Source organism: Phormidium yuhuli AB48 (assembly GCF_023983615.1).
GTDB lineage: Bacteria > Cyanobacteriota > Cyanobacteriia > Cyanobacteriales > Geitlerinemataceae > Sodalinema > Sodalinema yuhuli.
Genome location: NZ_CP098611.1, coordinates 4,685,114 through 4,702,234, shown reverse-complemented (window position 1 = coordinate 4,702,234; position 17,121 = coordinate 4,685,114). Strand labels below are relative to the sequence as shown.

The 17,121-nt window shown below is 49.6% G+C and carries 10 protein-coding genes and 2 pseudogenes; 1 reads left to right on the top strand and 11 read right to left on the bottom strand.

The genetic code is table 11. The annotated features are described in order from the left end of the window. Nucleotides 1-54 precede the first annotated feature (54 nt). The 10 genes and pseudogenes from NEA10_RS20275 to NEA10_RS20235 all read right to left on the bottom strand — a co-directional run bounded on the left by NEA10_RS20275 (nt 55) and on the right by NEA10_RS20235 (nt 13,517). Complete coding sequence (locus NEA10_RS20275; RefSeq protein WP_252663160.1) at nt 55-1,617, bottom strand: tetratricopeptide repeat protein; 1,563 nt, start codon at nt 1,615-1,617, stop codon at nt 55-57. A gap of 865 nt (nt 1,618-2,482) precedes the next feature. Further along, complete coding sequence (locus NEA10_RS20270; RefSeq protein WP_252663159.1) at nt 2,483-3,382, bottom strand: S1 family peptidase; 900 nt, start codon at nt 3,380-3,382, stop codon at nt 2,483-2,485. Nucleotides 3,383-3,439: 57 nt separating this feature from the next. Then, nucleotides 3,440-3,850 (bottom strand): type II toxin-antitoxin system tRNA(fMet)-specific endonuclease VapC, encoded by a 411-nt coding sequence (vapC, locus tag NEA10_RS20265; protein WP_252663158.1) that lies wholly within the window; start codon nt 3,848-3,850, stop codon nt 3,440-3,442. 2 nt (nt 3,851-3,852) lie between these two features. After that, on the bottom strand, nt 3,853-4,089 hold the full coding sequence (locus tag NEA10_RS20260; protein WP_252663157.1) for a hypothetical protein: 237 nt from the start codon (nt 4,087-4,089) through the stop codon (nt 3,853-3,855). A 153-nt stretch (nt 4,090-4,242) separates the two neighbouring features. After that, nucleotides 4,243-4,857, bottom strand: coding sequence for a Uma2 family endonuclease (locus tag NEA10_RS20255; RefSeq protein ID WP_252663156.1), 615 nt, complete (start codon nt 4,855-4,857; stop codon nt 4,243-4,245). Nucleotides 4,858-5,099: 242 nt separating this feature from the next. Beyond that, nucleotides 5,100-5,999, bottom strand: coding sequence for a tRNA (5-methylaminomethyl-2-thiouridine)(34)-methyltransferase MnmD (locus tag NEA10_RS20250; protein WP_252663155.1), 900 nt, complete (start codon nt 5,997-5,999; stop codon nt 5,100-5,102). An 84-nt stretch (nt 6,000-6,083) separates the two neighbouring features. Next, a pseudogene (locus NEA10_RS21200) lies at nt 6,084-7,004 on the bottom strand (sensor histidine kinase); the annotation flags it as partial. A 6-nt stretch (nt 7,005-7,010) separates the two neighbouring features. Then, a pseudogene (locus NEA10_RS20245) lies at nt 7,011-9,035 on the bottom strand (PAS domain S-box protein); the annotation flags it as partial. 68 nt (nt 9,036-9,103) lie between these two features. Further along, nucleotides 9,104-12,574 (bottom strand): PAS domain S-box protein, encoded by a 3,471-nt coding sequence (locus NEA10_RS20240; protein ID WP_252663153.1) that lies wholly within the window; start codon nt 12,572-12,574, stop codon nt 9,104-9,106. Between the two features lie 307 nt (nt 12,575-12,881). After that, on the bottom strand, nt 12,882-13,517 hold the full coding sequence (locus NEA10_RS20235; RefSeq protein ID WP_252663152.1) for an HAD-IB family phosphatase: 636 nt from the start codon (nt 13,515-13,517) through the stop codon (nt 12,882-12,884). A gap of 189 nt (nt 13,518-13,706) precedes the next feature. Here NEA10_RS20235 and prfC point away from each other — a divergent pair, with 189 nt between their 5' ends. After that, nucleotides 13,707-15,335, top strand: a complete 1,629-nt coding sequence (prfC, locus tag NEA10_RS20230) for a peptide chain release factor 3 (RefSeq protein WP_252663151.1) — start codon at nt 13,707-13,709, stop codon at nt 15,333-15,335. 63 nt (nt 15,336-15,398) lie between these two features. Here the strand turns inward: prfC and NEA10_RS21030 are convergent, their stop codons facing one another. Further along, nucleotides 15,399-17,099, bottom strand: a complete 1,701-nt coding sequence (locus tag NEA10_RS21030; protein WP_309494471.1) for a DUF3086 domain-containing protein — start codon at nt 17,097-17,099, stop codon at nt 15,399-15,401. Nucleotides 17,100-17,121 lie beyond the last annotated feature (22 nt).

Below are 17,121 nucleotides of genomic sequence, written 5' to 3'. Positions count from 1 at the left end.
AACGGGCCGGGGGGACTGGAGGCTGAGTTGGCCCGGGGTGGGAGGTGACAGCTTCTAAAAGGAAATCCCCCAATTTTGTAATTGGTTCTGGAGAATGTCTAGGGGATAGGCAAAGCCAAAGCCGCCAATGAAATCCCCTTCAGTTCCGGAACCGGCGGCGGTTTGTCGATTGCTAATGGTGGTGACCATGCCAATCACCTGGTTGTCATGGAAAATCGGACTGCCGGAGTTGCCCACGGCGAGATTCGTGCCGCCAATGAGCAGGTTTTGTTGGTCTGGGGCGGCGGTAACATTGGCAATATAACCTCGTTGCAAAGTCCAGGGAGTCCCGGTGAGGGGATGACCGATGACACGGATATCAGCATCAAGAGGAGTGCGAGAATTGCTAAAGGTTAGGGGTTCGATGTCGTCGGGGAGGTCGCGAACTTCTAAGATGGCTAAGTCTAACTCACCGGGGGCGGTGATATGACGGATACGGGCGGGGAAGCGCAATCGATGTTCGGGGTCGTTTTCACTATAAAGTTCGATTTCAATGGAGTCACTGGGGCGTTGAGTGTTTTCATCGGAGACGACATGGCGATTGGTGACAATGAAGGTGATGTCTCCGTCCCGTTGGATGACCCAGCCGGTTCCCTGTTGGGAACCGCTGGAGGTTTCGGTGAGGATGAGGACGATAGACCGTTGCAGGGGGAAGAATGGGTTTTCTTCTAGGCTGGGGAAACGTTCTTGGGGGTCGGCGGGGAGAGGGTTATCTCGTAGGGCCAGGAGACGTTGTGCTTCCCGCAGGTTGGTTATGGCGGGGGCATATTCTGGGTCAAGTTGGATGGCGGTTTGGTATTGGCGGATGGCTTCTTGGAGGTTTCCTTGTTGTTGTAGGGCGTAGCCGAGATTGTTATGGGCCACGGTGTGGGCGCTGGCGGGTGTTCCTTGTTCATCAGGGAGTCTCAGGGCGGTGCGGTAGGCGGCGATGGCTTCTTCTAAGTTCCCTTGGTCTCTCAGGGCATTTCCGAGATTGTAGTAAGCCCCAGCATACTCAGGATTGAGTTCAATAGCCCGGTTGTAGGCGGCGATGGCTTCATCTAAGTTCCCTTGCCGTCTCAGGGCAACTCCGAGATTGATGTGAGCGTCAGCATCCTCAGGATTGAGTTCTATAGCCCGGTTGTAGGCGGCGATGGCTTCATCTAAGTTCCCTTGGTCACTCAGGGCATTGCCGAGATTGTTGTAAGCGATGGCAGACTCAGGATTGAGTTGAATGGCCCGGTTGTAGGCGGCGATGGCTTCATCTAACTTCCCTTGGTCATACAGGGCAAGTCCGAGATTGTTGTAAGCATTGGCATACTCAGGATTGAGTTGAATGGCCCGGTTGTAGGCGGCGATGGCTTCATCTAACTTCCCTTGGTCACTCAGGGCATTGCCGAGATTGTAGTAAGCCGCTACATTATTAGGGTCAATCTCCAACACTCGACGCCACGTCCGTTCCGCATCCTCATATCTCCCCTCACTCTGAGCCGCATTTCCCCGCTCAAACAACTCATCCACCGACTGGGCCAGCCCAATCTGAGGAATCAGCAGGAGAGACAAGCCCAACATCCATGCCATTACTGTGCGCGTCACCATCGACCGAGACCTCCAACAAACCTGATTCCAGTCTAATCGTTAACTCATCACCGAGGGGGCAGACTTGCCCAATGACTCAGTTGCGGTAGAACTTTCCCAAAACCCCAGGGGGTCGCTGAGGTGAACTTCCCCGACTTTCCCCGGACGGCGATTCCTCTCAAATGCTTACTTTAGCGAGGTTTCAGCCCTTTAGCTGTGGCTGAATTTAGGGCTATGGTCAGTCGGGGGGCAATCTATCACACTCCCATTTTTTCGAGTTTGGGGCAGTTGTCAACCCCTAGGGGAAAATTTTTGCCGGGTTTTTCTAAGAGGCGATGTTCGGCGGGGGTGGGGATTTTGCGGTGGTTTTTGGTCTTGTCAATTTTGGAGAGTTGCTGGTTTTTGGGGCGATAGAGTGATGAAAAACTACTCAGTCTGGCTCCGGTTCAATTGACGGTTGAGGAAGAATTTGATGAGGAGACAAGATTGTGGGGAGAACAGCGCTTTGCCCTGACAGTGGGGGTTAACTCCCGATTTGCTATTTGAGACCATCGAGTCTCCCTGATGTTTCCCGCTCACAATAAACGGTTGTTTGATGGGTTTTCTGAGAGGTTTTTCCAGGAGTGTCTCCCGAGTTCACGAATTTGTCTCATGACGGTTTCAACAGTTACAGAAGTCCCCAGTTGGGGGGAGAGGCGGGGAGGGACTGGCTGAGGGAGTCGCCCTCGCTCGGGGACGCGCCGCCGGAGAAGGAAGAGGGCTAAATTGCCATTTGCTTAGGGGTCATTGGCTAGGGTGGGGCAAATGTCAGGGAATCGGGATGAAGTTTTGTAACGGACCGGGGGGACTGGAGGCTGAGTTGGGCCGGGGTGGGAGGTGACAGCTTCTAAAAGGAAATCCCCCAATTTTGTAACTGTTGCTCAATTACCTCTAAGGGATAGGCAAAGCCAAAACCCCCCATCAAATCACCTTGACTTCCTGAACCGGTGACGGTTTGTTGATTGCTAATAGTCACCAGCAATCCAACGACTTCTTGATTATAGAGAATTGGAGCGCCCCCCACCCCAACGACCAGGTTCATTCCCGCAACTTGCAGGTTTTGTTGGTCTGGGGCGGCGGTGATAGCAGAAATATAGCCCCGCTGTAAACTCCAAGGATTGCCGGTGACGGGATGACCGATGACACGGATATCAGCATCAACAGGAGCGCGAGAATTGCTGAGGGTTAGGGGTTCGATGTCGTCGGGGAGGTTGCGAACTTCTAAGATGGCTAAGTCTAAGAGGTCACCGGGGTCGGTGATGTTACGGATACGGGCGGGGAAGCGCAATCGATGTTCGGGTTTGTTTTGGCTATAGAGTTCGATTTCAATGGAGTCACTGGGGCGTTGAGTGTTTCCATCGGAGACCACATAGCGAGGGGTGACAATGAGGGTGATGTCTCCCTCCCGTTGGACGACCCAGCCGGTTCCATATTGCAAGCCGCTGGAGGTTTCGGTGAGGATGAGGACAACTGACCGTTGCAGGGGGAAGAAGGGGTTTTCCTCTAGGCTGGGGAAACGTTCTTCGGGAACTAGCGGAACTGGCATAACATCGGATTTGTGAGAGGGACGGCCCTTTTCCCATCCCCGTCCTTCATCAATCGATTGTGCGACTCCTTCTTGAGCCAGCAGCAGTAGCGATAGGGTCAATAGCCCTGCCATCCATCTACAAGTTATCATGTTGAGCCACCTCAGTTGTCGGAATAATGTCCCGTTGCTGTTCAGGTTGGCGGTGAGTTTCAGTGTCATGGTCAGATGGGGAATCGGTGAATGAATAACTCGACGTCTGCAATTTTCTCGATAACTTTATTCCTCTTTTAACTCCCAGTCCTCGATTTGTAAGAGTTTTACTCGTTTAAATTCTCTTGTATTATGAGTGACTAAAATCAAGTGATGGGCGAGTGCAATTGAGGCAATTTGCAAATCATAAGCACCAATCGGAGTTCCTAACTTAGAAAGGTTTGCGCGAATTTCGCCATAAATTCTTGCAGATTCTCCATCAAAAGGAAGGCTAATATAGTGAGAAAAGAAAAATTCATATAATGCGAGATTATGCTCTTTTTTTTGACTACGACAGGCTCCGTAGTATAACTCGGCTTTAACGACATCACAAAGGCAAATGTTTTGACGAGGGATTGTTTTGAATTTATCAACGATGGATTGACTGCGATCCGTTAAGTACTGTATGCAAGTATTTGTATCTAGCAGGTAAATCATCCCTAACTATCCCAAACCCTTGCATCACAATCCTGGATGTCTTCCCTCGTCGGCGGTTCTCCTTGCCATTGACCAGCAGTTTTCTGGAAAAAGTCGGCGGGATAGCCTAATTCCTCTGGACTGGGGTGGGGGTCATGGTCACACAGGATAATGTCGAGTTCGTGATTGGCTAATTCGGGGGGAAGTTGTAGGGATAATGTCCCGTTGCTGTCCACTTTCACGGTGAGTCTCAGCTTCATGGTCAGATGGGGAATCGGTGAATGAATAAAAGGAGAACCTATCACACTTCCATTTTCTTTCGATTTTGCGGCAGTTGTCAACCCCTAGGGGAAATTTTTTTGGCAGTTTTTTCTAAGATGGGGAGAACTCATGGCTGTCACTAGGGGATGGGGTTAGGGATTGTTGAAAATATCATTAACTGTTAATGCCAGTTCAGGAAATGCCCCTGACTCGATTCGGTCTTCTTCTCTAAATTGCTTCACTTCATACTCCCCATCAACCATTGTATAAATTGAAAGATTCGGCGATTTTGGATTGCCAAGAAACCGCCGTCCCCCCAATCCCAAGTAATCGACAATCCAATATTCTGGTATCCCCATCACCTCATAGTCGCCCGCTTTCTTCATATAATCATTGTGCCAGGTTTTACTCACGACTTCCATGACAAGCTGCACGGAACTCCCCAGGGTTACAATTGACTCTTTTGGCCAGTGAGGTTCCTTAGCCACCTCCTCTTTATCTAAGACGATTACATCGGGCTGATACCCGAATTCTGTGTCTAGGGGTTTCAATAAACACGCACCGGGAATGGAGTAGGGTAATTTGAGCCGTTTGATTTCAACATGAAGTTCACCGGTGATAAATCCTGTGATGTTGGAGTGAGTTCCGGTGGCTAAGGGCATTTCGATAATGGCTCCATTGTAGAGTTCGTATTTGCAGTCTGCATTTTCGGGATACCAAGCCACAAATTCGTCGAAGGAGATGGGTTTTGTAATTGTCTGAATCATGGTTGTTTTGAAGTTGTGGATTTGTCTAGGTTGAGGATAGCAAATAGGGAGGGGGAGGGTCACCACAGAGGCACGGAGGACACGGAGGAAGAAGAGGAAGAAGTTAATCGCATAAGTCATCCCCTCCACCGGAGGGGTGCCCGAAGGGCGGGGTGGGTCATCCCCTCCACCGGAGGGGTGCCCGAAGGGCGGGGTGGGTCATCCCCTCCACCGGAGGGGTGCCCGAAGGGCGGGGTGGGTCCTCAGTTGGCGGCGGCCCAGCGTTTTTTCCAGTGACTGGTGGGTTCTAAATTGGATTCGGCTTGTTCTTGACGGCGGCGTTCTTGGATGAGGTCTCGGGAATCGCTGAGGCTGGGATCTCGATAGGGAATGGCGGCTCGCGTTTCTAGATGTTCTTGTTCTTGAAGGGAAAGGGGGGGGAGAGGCCGATCGCACCAACAGGCGACGGTTCCTGGACTTTTACGACCGACGGGATGGGTTGAGCCGATGTTCAGACCAATCTCCTGTAAAGCACTGCGGACGGCGGCGGAACAGGAATAGGTGGCTAGGTAGCCGTTGGGCCCTAGACAATCTCCCAGCTTTTCTAGAAAGTCCACGGTCCATAATTCGGGACAGGTAGGGGGGGAGAAGGGATCGAGGAAAATTGCGTTGGCCTGAAAGCCGCTGTCGCTGAGTTCCTGAATCTGCGATCGCGCATCCCCCAGGTACAATTTGGCATTCAAACGAGTATCCTCAAATTGGTGCTCTTGGGCTAAATCCGCTAAACGCCACTGTACGTCATTGGACCAACAATCAAGTAAGTCCTCATGAACGGCGGCTTTGGGAATAACGCGGTCTAACTCTAACCCCACTAAGACAATGCGACAGTGGGGGTTAGCCTCCCAAATGGCGTCAAGGGCGGCGGCGCTGTTGTAGCCTAGGCCATAACAGACGTCGAGAAGATAGAGGACATCGTGGATGTGGGCCTGTTCCCTGAGACGGGTGGGGTTGACAAACTTCTGTTCGGCTTCCTGTTTGGCGCCATGATGGGAATGGAATAACTCGCCAAATTCCTGGGAGAAAAAGGTAAAGGAGCCATCTTGAGTCGGTTGTGGGGTCAGGGGACGCACCAGGGGAATGCGGGGAAATTGGGGAGCAGACATAACATCTAGCAATCAATAACGGATTATGACCGGTCAACACTGAGGGCATTCAGTGGTACGGAGCCTCATCACTATGATTCCAGTTTAACTCTTAGATTTGATGGGGAGTTGAATCATCAGTTCGGTGCCTTGTCCTGGGGTCGAGTGACAGTGGAGTTCTCCCTTATGATATTTACTGATAATCTGATAGCTGGTGGGTAAGCCCATCCCGGTTCCCATTCCCACGGGTTTTGTGGTGAAAAACGGGTTGAAAATTTGCTCTCTCACCGCTCGACTCATGCCAACTCCATTATCCTGAATGGAAATCGAAATTTCATGAGTCGTCCTGACTTGAGTGGTGATGGTAATTAAGCCTTGATAGCTCGCTTTTTGCTCTGGCTTAAGGTTTGCTCGTCGTTGCTCGATCGCATCAATGGCGTTAACAAATACGTTCATAAACACCTGGTTCAATAAGCCACTATAACATTCAATGCTCGGTAGTTTAGCATAGTTCTTAATCACCTCAATCTCCGGTTTAGTTGGACTCCCTTTGAGACGGTTTTGCAAGATGACTAGGGTACTATCAATATTTTCATGTAAATCGACGGCTTTCAGGTCGGATTCATCCAAGCGGGAGAAGGTTCGCAGGGATTTGACAATATCTCGAATCCGGGTGGCTCCCTGACGCATGGACCTAATCAGTTTATTGAAATCATCTTTGAGAAAGTCTAGGTCGATGTCATTGATGAGCTGCACGATCGCCTCGGGAGGATTAGGATAGTACTCTTGATAGGCTTTGACTAACTCCAGCAATCCCTCTGCATATTCATCGGTATATTGCAAGTTACCGTAAATAAAGTTCACCGGATTATTGATTTCATGCGCAATTCCAGCTACGAGTTGTCCTAAACTGGACATTTTTTCGGCTTGCACTAACTGAACTTGTGTATCTTGTAACTCCCGATAGGCCCGGCTGAGTTCCTCCTGTTTCCGTTGGGCCTCTTGATAGAGTTCCGCTTGCTGAATGGCGATCGCAATTTGGTTACTGATTTCCTTCAGCAATTCCATCTCATCCTCATCCCAATGAGCATGATCTCGAATCCGCGCTAATTCAAAAATACCCCAGTGGCCATTGATAGTACAAATGGGTAAACAGCAATAACTATCCACTCCAGTTTCATCACAGATACTCTGAAATCCGGCATCGGGACAGTCATCAACCGAGTTTAAATAGTAGGGCTGATTTTGAATGATTGACTCATAGACAATTCCAAATCCATCTAAGACATGAGTGCCAAGCCAATCTTTAATCTGGGGATGTTTTTTCTGGACTAGAACCGTTAGCTCAATCTGGGGAGAAGTACCATTCGAGCTTTCCAGTTGGCGGCACCAGCCAAAGGTACAAATATCAACTTCGACTTCCCTAAAAATTGCACTCACTGCATTTTGAACAATGACTTCTAAATCTAAAGAATTGCGAATTGCCCGAGTGATATTACTTGAAATTTGAGTTCGGCGCAGGAGTTCTTGTACTTCGGCTTCCGTCACTCTCCGTTCTGTGATATCCCGCGCAGCGCTGTAGATTAAATTCCCCTCTGGGGCAGCTAACCATTCAATATAACGATAGTCTCCCGCTTTAGTGCGGTAACGATTCACAAATTCAGAAACGGGTTGATTCTTGGCTAAGCAAGCCATAGTATTCACGGTCTTGCTAACATCTTCAGGGTGAATTAAGTCTAAAAAATTTAGACTTTCTAGCTCGCTAATTTCATAGCCTAAAATTCGTTCCCAACTGGGGTTGACTTTGCGAAATTTCCCTGAAAATTCGGAGATACAAAAGAGATCTAGGGAAATATTAAAAAAACGTTCTAGTTCTAGCTCAGCTGACTTGCGATCAGAGATATCCAAAATTGTTCCAAAGAGTCGGATCACCTCTCCATCTTGCCTCTCAACTTCGATGCGGTTACTCATATAGCCAATTTCTCCCTGAGAGCGCACAATGCGGTAATCAAAGGTTTGAGGCTGTCCCTGATCACAGGCGGCATTAACCCGGGTAACAAATAGGGTTTTATCAGAGGGGTGAATTAGATTCACTAATTCAGGAAAGGTGGGTTCTCCCTTTTTAGGATCAAGACCCAAAATGCGGAAGGTCTCTGGTGACCAGGTGAGGGCCTGGGTTCTCACATCAAATGACCAGCTCCCGATATGGGCGATCGCCTGAGCATTTTGCAATTCTTCCGTCAGTTTTTGGCGCGCCTGTTCCTCGGCTTTGCGATCGCGGATATCTCGCATAATGGTTGACCAAAAGGGCAGCTCCCCCGGTTCCCCGGGATGGTACATAATTAACTGGTCAACCGGAATCTCTTCACCCTGAACTAAAATTGCCGTCTCGCCCCGCCAAGTCCCCAAACTTTGAGCTTCAGGAAGACCCTGTTTGAGAATAATTTCTAAGGCCCAGGGGGGATGAAAGCTAGAAATATAGAGATTTTCCAGGGTTGAGTCATCAAAATAGGTCTGCCAGGCTTGATTGACAAATAAAACACTCCCCTGGGCATCAGCGGTTGCAATTAGATCTGAAGTTCGCTCAAGGATTTCGGTGAGATGTCGTTGTCGAGCGGGGAGGCGATTCAGTTGAGAGGAGGGATCGCTCAGGGGCCGCAAAACGGAGAGATGACGATGGGGACTAAAATTAGCTGTTGCGGCATAGTCCACCGGACGCAGTTTACCATCAGGGCGCACCAAGCGAAACTCTCCCCGTGCTTGACCGTGGGATAGGAGATAGTCCCAAGCCTGCTGGAAGTCGAACCCCGGTTCGGCAAAGTCGGCGATAGAGGTTTGCAACAATTGGTCTCGGGTCAGGCCAAACAGCTCACAGGCGGCTTGGTTGGCCTCAACATAATTGCCCTCGTCATCAAGAACCACCATCGCATCCGGGGCAGCCTCGAACAGCGATCGCAATTCAGTGGAGTTCAGAATTTTAGGGTTAGAGGCGTCTTCAGGGCTGGGGGAGTGTCGATTGGGGCGTAAGGGGGAGTTCTCCTGGACATTGCCCGACATGTGAGTTTCTATTTAAATTGTAGCTACTATTGTCGGTTAGTATACTAACATATTATCCAGCTTTGACTCTAAGTCTGAGTCCTCGACGTCACATCAACTTTGGTTGGCAATTCAATGATAAACTCCGTTCCTTGATTCACGGACGAGTTGCAGTACAGCTTGCCTTGATGCGACTGCGTGATAATTTGATAACTCGTGGGTAATCCCATACCCGTTCCCTGGCCGATTGGCTTGGTTGTAAAAAAGGGATTAAAGATTTTGTCTTGAGTTGCTGGCGTCATTCCACAGCCGTTATCACGGATGCTAATTTGAATCCAGTGAGGGGAGAGAACTGCTGTTGTAATCCTGATTTGTCCCTGATAGTCCCCGTTTAGGGAAGAATCTTGATGCTGCCGCCGAACTTCAATCGCATCAATAGCATTCATGAGTAAGTTCATAAAAACTTGATTCAGCAAGCCGCTACAACAGGAAATCTGAGGCAGGTTGCCGTAGTGCTTGATGACATCAATCTCCCGGGTGGAATGACCGTGATTCAGACGATTTTGCAAAAGAACCAAGGTGCTATCTAGGTTTTCATGAAGTTCGACCTCTTTCACGTTAGACTCATCGAGACGAGAGAAGGTTCGTAGGGATTTAACGATGTCACGAATGCGAGTGGCACCATATTGCATAGACTGAATAATTTTGGGAAAATCATCCACCAAAAATTCTAAATCAATGGCATCACAGTACTCTAGAATTTCTGGGACTGGTTCGGGATAGAGCTGACAATAGCGGCGATGCAGTTCAATTAACCCTTCCGAATACTCAGCGGCATAGTTTAGATTTCCGTAAATAAAGCTGACGGGATTATTGATTTCATGGGCAATTCCCCCCACCAACTGTCCCAAACTTGACATTTTTTCTGCTTGCAGTAACTGAGTTTGGGTATCTTGGAGTTGACGGTAGGCTTGGCTGAGTTCTTCGCTTTTACTTTGGGCCTCCTGATAGAGATCCGCTTGTTGAATGGCGATCGCCACCTGATTGGCGATTTCTTGCAAGAGCCAAATATCATCATCACTCCAGTCTTCAGTTTCGCGAGCATATGCCAGATGGAAGCCACCGAGTCGTCCTCCTCGGGTATGGATGGGAATTGTGCAGTAGGACTTAATTGGAGATCCATCAAAGAGTCTTTTAAGTGAGACATCATCACTATCTTGGATGGAGTTAATTGCATACACCTGATTTTGCTTCAGTGCTTCATAAACCTTGGGGAAATTTTCCAGAGAATATTCTCCGATAAAACTGGCAAGATCGTCCGCCTTTTTTTCCTTGATAACCTGCCAAATCCTTCCCTCGTCACCACAAGACCAACCGAAGCAACACAACTCTAGTTCGAGTTCATTGAAAATGGCAACTACAGCACTTTCTAGGATAATTTCAAGTTCCAGAGAGTTACGAATTTCCAGGCTGATGGAGTTGAGGATTTGGGTGCGAACTAGAAGTTCTTGACGCTCCTGTTCAGCCCGTTTGCGATCGCTGATATCTCGAACTAACGATAGAACTTCGCTCTCATTGGCTTTGATAAAGCGAGCTTCAAAATACTGCTTAACTCCAGGAACAGGCAGCTGATACTCAAATAGTTGCGGCTCTCCTGTTTTCAAGGTAATGTCAATCATTTCTTTGACTTCATTAGCAAAATCTCCTGGAAAAATTTCATCAATTCCTTTGCCAATAAAATCAGAAGACTTCCAATACGCCGTTACGTCAGCTGAGGGTTTATAGTCAAGAAAAACGCCATCCGGACTGTAGCGAAACATCATGTCGGGGATAGCATTGAGCAAGTCACGAGTTTTTTTCTCTCCTTGCCGTAGTTCTTCTTCAATGCGTTTGCGGTCTGTGATATCAATGGCAATCCCAACAAACTTAATCAGATTATTCCCTTCAAATTTAGGACGAATACGACTATTAATATAGGCAAAGTCTCCATTAGCACGCAAAATACGAATATCAAAATCCTGAACAATCCCTTGCTTGGCTTGAGCGATACGGTCTAAAAAGTAGTCACGATCATCGGGATGAATTTTCAGGAAATTCTCCTCAACCGTAGGTTCCCCTTCACGGGGATTCATGCCAAAAATACGGAATACCTCATCGGACCACGTAATCTGTTGAGTTTTAACATCAAATGACCAATCACCTAAACGTCCAAGTTTTTGAGCTTCTTGAAGCTGTTGAGCCAGTGTTTGCAGTTCTAGTTCTTTGCAGCGGCGATCGCGGATATCCCGAATAATCGTTGAAAAATAGCCATCGTCTTCCGTCTCACCCACATGGTGCATAATCAACTGTTCAACGGGAATTTCCTCTCCGTCAGCGGTTAGGATCGCAGTTTCTCCTTGCCAAAGACCCAAACGACGGGCTTCTGGCAATCCCTCCTGCAAAATGAGGTCTAACGCCCAGGCGGGATGGTTGTCCTCAAGCCGTTTGGGAATTTTGCTTAAATCTCCATACAAGTTCTGCCAGGTGCGATTGAGATAGAGAATATTGCCGGCTGCATCGGCTGTTCCGATAAAATCAGAGGTACTTTCTAAAATAGCCAGTAAACGACTTTGATAGGACTCCAGCTCTTTTTGTCGAGTGATATCACGAAGGTAGCCATACCACGTCATACTGCCATCGTCCCCCCACTTTGGAGTTGCATGACCCACAACCCAGATGATCGTACCATCAGGCTTCAAGATACGATATTCACAACACCAAGGGATTAAAGTTTCCTTGGACTTTAACGTAAGGGTGTGGATCGTTGCCACATCCGCCGGGTGAACAGCGGCAAAGGCTAGGCTAGCATCTTCTTGCAAATCTTGGGCAGTGACTCCATAGAGGTCTAGAAGTCCGTCACTGGCATAGGGAAAATGATAGCTGCCATCTGGGCGCATCCGAAACTGATAAACGGCCCCAGGGACATGGCGAAGAATCTCCTTTAGATCAGAGAGTTGTGAAGGAGAAAGGGTACTCTCATCCACCGTAGCTCGCGAGGCTAGTCGTTCAGTTAAGTCGAGTTTGGACTGGAGTTTTGTCAGTTTTCTCTGATGCAATTGTGCCTGATCACTTAGCTGTTTCTGAAGCTGTTTAACCTGCTGCTGAGCCTGTTTTTCCTGGCTGACGTCTTTTAGGGCCAGAATATGACAATGTTCCAGGGCTTGGTAGGTGATGCCATAATCGACCTCACGAATTTCTCCACTTCCACAAACCACACAAAAAGATCCCCGAACTCTGCCCTGATCTTGGAGCGTTTGTTGAATATCGGCAAAGTCAAACCCAGGCTCGGTTACTGCATTGATTGAACACTTGAGCATTGCCGCCCGAGAGTAGACAAATAATTCACAGGCTGCTTCATTCGCCTCTAAAATGCTGCCATCATCGTCCAAAACCAGCATTGGCCCTAAACTAGCGTTCAGTAGATGACGCCAGGGAGATAAACGCAAGGTTAACGGACTCAGGGTAAACTGCTCTCCTCCTAAACTGTCAAAGGGAGGATTGCATGGAGAGGATCCAGACATATCTTCGGAGCAAATGAACTTGCTTCTTGAATATATCATAGGAGTCTGGCGATCGCCCTTTGTTTTACATGACTGTTAACGGGGTGAGGTCAGGGACTTTTGGGTCATCTTTATGAAGGTAAATTCACAAATGTTCCACGTAATCTCAGGCTTTTCACGATTTTTCTGATCGTCTGCCCCTAAATCTTCACGAAAAATTCACAATTTTCCAACGTACCCCCGTGAGGTTTCTTCATGAGTCCATAAAACTTTGGCGTCAATAACAGGAGAAAAAATGGGTTTTATTGGGTCTAAGGTTAGAATTTTTTTAAGATTCTTTCCAAACTTGAGATAAGCGATCGCGAACTTGGATAAAGGTTTCAAACGGTTCGTAAGGTACACCGCATTTCGCAAGATACTGGCAGAGGCGATCGCGAGCAAACACCCGAGGAGCTGCTAGGGCCGCTTTGAGATCTGTGACGGAATCCCCAATTAAAATCCAATCCGGTTCTCCGTAGTGCTGAATGACTGCCAATTTATTGAGCATTTCCCCTTCCCCCTCGAACTCAGAGTAGGGAGAGCAGTAGGTTCCCTGGGTATCCAGTTTGACAGCATGAATGCCTTGCACCCGTTGGCTTAACTCTCCCAATACGCCTTCAACAATGGCCTCAATCCCCCCAGACACTACCACTAAGGGAACGTTGCACTCATCGAGGAAATCAAGGAGTTCCACAAAGCCAGGACGAATCTCATAGGTCGCCGCCAGATTCAGCAGTTCGGGATAACAGGCTGAGGGAATAGCCTCTAGCATCTGATGGACACCCTCCTGAAGACTCAAACGCAGATCATAAATTTGCGGCAAGACGCGACTGGCGACGTCCGGGGCAAATCGTTCGACCGTGGAGACGAAGGTGTCTTCAAGGGTAATGGTTCCGTCGAAATCACAAAAGATAATGGGGGACATGGGGGAAGGGGGAAGGGGGAAGAGGCAACAGGCAACAGGCAACAGGCAACAGGCAACAGGCAACAGGCAACAGGCAACAGGCAACAGGCAAGAGGGGGGAGAGTTTGGTAGACTGGAGGGGGGTTGCCTGAGATGTTGAGGGCAACTCAAGGCCCGATTTATCTTTGTTTTCCCGTATTAGAGCTATTCATGAGCGACGATTTGCGAACTGAACTGCAAGCGGCGATCGATACTCGACGCACCTTTGCAATTATCTCCCACCCTGACGCCGGGAAAACGACTCTGACTGAGAAAGTCTTGCTGTATGGGGGGGCCATTCATGAGGCGGGGGCCGTCAAGTCCCGGCGATCGCAGCGTCACGCCACCTCAGACTGGATGGCCATGGAACAACAGCGGGGGATTTCCATTACCTCAACGGTATTGCAGTTTCTCTATGACGGCCATCATATTAATCTCCTCGATACTCCCGGACACCAAGATTTTGGTGAGGATACCTATCGCACCCTGACGGCGGCGGATAATGCGGTGATGTTAGAGGATGCCGCTAAGGGGTTGGAACCTCAGACTCGTAAGCTGTTTGAAGTCTGTCGGATGCGATCGCTCCCCATTTTTACCTTTATTAATAAAATGGATCGTCCCAGTCGCGATCCTCTGGAACTCCTCGATGAAATTGAACAGGAGTTGGGGTTGGCGACCTATCCGGTGACTTGGCCCATTGGCAGTGGCGATCGCTTTACGGGGGTGTACGATCGCCGTCAAGAGAAAATTCACCTCTTCAAACGGACCGCTCACGGAACCAAAACTGCTGAGGATACGGTTTTTGAACTCGGAGATCCTCGCCTGGCGGAGGTGATTGATCCCGAACTCTATCATCAACTCAAAGATGAAATTGAAATCCTCAATGAACTGGGAACGGAGTTTGACTTAGAGGCCATCCACAGCGGCCAACTCACGCCGGTCTTTTTCGGCAGTGCCATGACAAATTTTGGGGTACAGTTATTCCTCGATGCCTTTGTGGAGTATTCCCTAAAACCCTATCCCCGCCATAGTACCCGACATGACATTGACCCCACCTATCCTGAGTTTACGGGGTTTGTCTTTAAGCTACAAGCCAACATGGACCCCAAACACCGCGATCGCGTGGCCTTTGTGCGAGTGTGTAGCGGTAAATTCGAGAAAGATATGACGGTACAACATGCCCGAACTGGAAAAACGGTGCGTCTATCCCGTCCACAAAAACTCTTTGCCCAAGGTCGAGAATCCCTCGATACCGCGTATCCTGGAGATGTCATCGGCTTAAATAACCCGGGAATGTTTGCCATTGGTGACACCATTTATAATGGCAAGAAATTGGAATATGAGGGAATTCCCTGTTTCTCTCCAGAAATCTTTGCTTATCTGCGTAATGTAAATCCTTCTAAGTTCAAACAATTCCGGAAAGGAGTAGCAGAACTGCGGGAAGAAGGAGCGGTGCAGATTATGTACTCCGTTGATGAGTCCAAACGAGATCCGATCCTAGCGGCGGTGGGGCAACTGCAATTTGAGGTGGTTCAGTTCCGCCTGGAAACCGAGTATGGGGTGGAGACTCGTTTAGAACTATTGCCGTTTACCGTGGCCCGTTGGGTTCAGGGGGGGTGGGAGGCCCTAGAAGAAGCCGGCCGCATTTTTAACACGGCTGCGGTGAAAGATAGTTGGGATCGTCCGGTGTTGCTGTTCCGCAATGAGTGGAATGTCGGTCAGGTTCAGGTAGACCATCCCAAATTAGCCTTAAGTAACATTGCCCCAGTGGTGTCTGGGAAAGAACCGATTGAAGAGTAACCTAAAGGGAGAACGTGCCACGGCTTCGTCCATGGCACGGGATTAGGAGAAGATGGACCGGTTTTACCAGTCCCGAACAACGGTGGATTCAGGATCAGGGGCGAAAGCCAGCCAGAGAGGGAATTGCAGCAGTCCTAGACTGAGCTGGTTTTCAGACTCATCAACAATAATCAGGGGCATCAGTCCCGCTTGTATGAATCGCTCAGCTCGTTGTGCTAGAGGCTCAGGGGCTTCAAACAGAGCCACACCGCGATCGGGGCCAAAATCTGCCCGAGAGATGCCGAGACAGTCCTGTAAGCCGCGCCGCCATTCTCCGAGCCGTTCGGGGCTATTCGCCAGCACTAACACCCGCAAGCGACGTTTGTACATCAGATGTAGCACTGAGGCGATCGCCGAGGCAATCAAGATATTCTGGAGGCGGCTGTTGGTGGACTTCATCGCCCCTCGTCCGCCCTGGGTGAAAAACCAATTGGCGACCCGTTCAGCATGGACTGGTTCAAAGGTGCGACGCAACTGCCAGGGGGGACCATAATAGTCGGGATTGTTGCGATATTGATCCAAGGCCCGACGAATTAGGCGTCGTTGCTCCTGAAATCCCTGTTCACTAAACTGAGGACTCGTCGCCGCCTCAGGGCGACGCTCTGGGCGACGGGAGCGACGGGGGGCCTCTTCCACGGGAACTGGGGCAGCAGCAGGGGCTTGAGGGGGTTCAATTTGCAACTGTTCAGCGGCAACGGACAAGTCTTGCAAACTGCCCACCAGATAGTTTTTAAAACCCTGCACCCGTACAGCAATGTCTTGGGAGACTCCGGCAAAGGAAGTTTGCATTTCCTTGCGAATACGCTCCTGACGACGTTCTAACTGCTCGATGTCGACGGTTAGGGCTTGTTTGCGTTTCTTAAGTTCACTCACGCCTTCTTGCACTAAGCGCCCTAAGTCTCGTTGTAACTCCGCTTGAGCCTCCTGCATGTCTTGCTTGACTCGTTCGAGTTGAGCAATTTCCTGTCGTAAGGCCTGGGCTCGTTCTTCCAAGCTGGTCATCTCATCCTGCACCCCTGGGGAGGCACTAGATTCAGATGGGGGTTGGGGGGATAACTCAAGGGCTGGGGCCGTTTGAGCGACGGCTGGGGCTGTTGACTCTGTTTCAGGTGGGACGCTCGTAGAGGCTGAAGCGGGTTCAACGTCTCCCCAGGCCCTGTCCTCTGGCTCAGCCTCCTGTTGTGAGGGGAGGACAGACTTATCTTGGGGACTGTCCGCTTCGGAGATGGGTGAAACCATCACCGCCATGGACTCCTCGGGGTCGTTGATGTCAGTGGCAACTGGGATGGCATTAATATCTTCATCCTCATCATCGTCATGATCCTGCCAGTTATTTTCCTCGACTGGCTCCTGGAGCATCTGTTCAGGAGGGGGGTCATGAGAGATGCTGTCATAATCAGCATAGGCATCGTCATCGTCATCCCAATTGCTCGACTCGTCATCGTAAAACCCAGCGTTGGAGTCTTCTGAGGTCGGGCTGGGGGAGTTGTAGGAATCGAGAGAGGCTTGTAGTGGTTCACCAAGGGGGGCGATCGCCCCTTCAGGTAGCCCCGACTCTCCCCCTGGCATCACTGGAGACTGGCCCGTTTCCTGGGGAGGCTTCGGGTTGGGATCATCTTCCCAGGGAGAGGGTTCAATGGCAAACTCGGGCTCAGCATCCCAATAATTTGGGGCATTGGGGTCTGGTTTGGGGCTTCCGTAGGGGGTGTTTTCCTCTAAAGGCATCTCGATTCCTTGGACTTGACAA

Coding starts and splice junctions, on each gene's coding strand:
- prfC (WP_252663151.1), top strand. CDS start 13,707: ATGAGCGACGATTTGCGAACTGAACTGCAAGCGGCGATCGATACTCGA.
- NEA10_RS20270 (WP_252663159.1), bottom strand. CDS start 3,382: ATGACACTGAAACTCACCGCCAACCTGAACAGCAACGGGACATTATTC.
- NEA10_RS20260 (WP_252663157.1), bottom strand. CDS start 4,089: ATGAAGCTGAGACTCACCGTGAAAGTGGACAGCAACGGGACATTATCC.
- NEA10_RS20255 (WP_252663156.1), bottom strand. CDS start 4,857: ATGATTCAGACAATTACAAAACCCATCTCCTTCGACGAATTTGTGGCT.
- NEA10_RS20250 (WP_252663155.1), bottom strand. CDS start 5,999: ATGTCTGCTCCCCAATTTCCCCGCATTCCCCTGGTGCGTCCCCTGACC.
- NEA10_RS20240 (WP_252663153.1), bottom strand. CDS start 12,574: ATGTCTGGATCCTCTCCATGCAATCCTCCCTTTGACAGTTTAGGAGGA.
- NEA10_RS20275 (WP_252663160.1), bottom strand. CDS start 1,617: ATGGTGACGCGCACAGTAATGGCATGGATGTTGGGCTTGTCTCTCCTG.
- NEA10_RS21030 (WP_309494471.1), bottom strand. CDS start 17,099: ATGCCTTTAGAGGAAAACACCCCCTACGGAAGCCCCAAACCAGACCCC.
- vapC (WP_252663158.1), bottom strand. CDS start 3,850: ATGATTTACCTGCTAGATACAAATACTTGCATACAGTACTTAACGGAT.
- NEA10_RS20235 (WP_252663152.1), bottom strand. CDS start 13,517: ATGTCCCCCATTATCTTTTGTGATTTCGACGGAACCATTACCCTTGAA.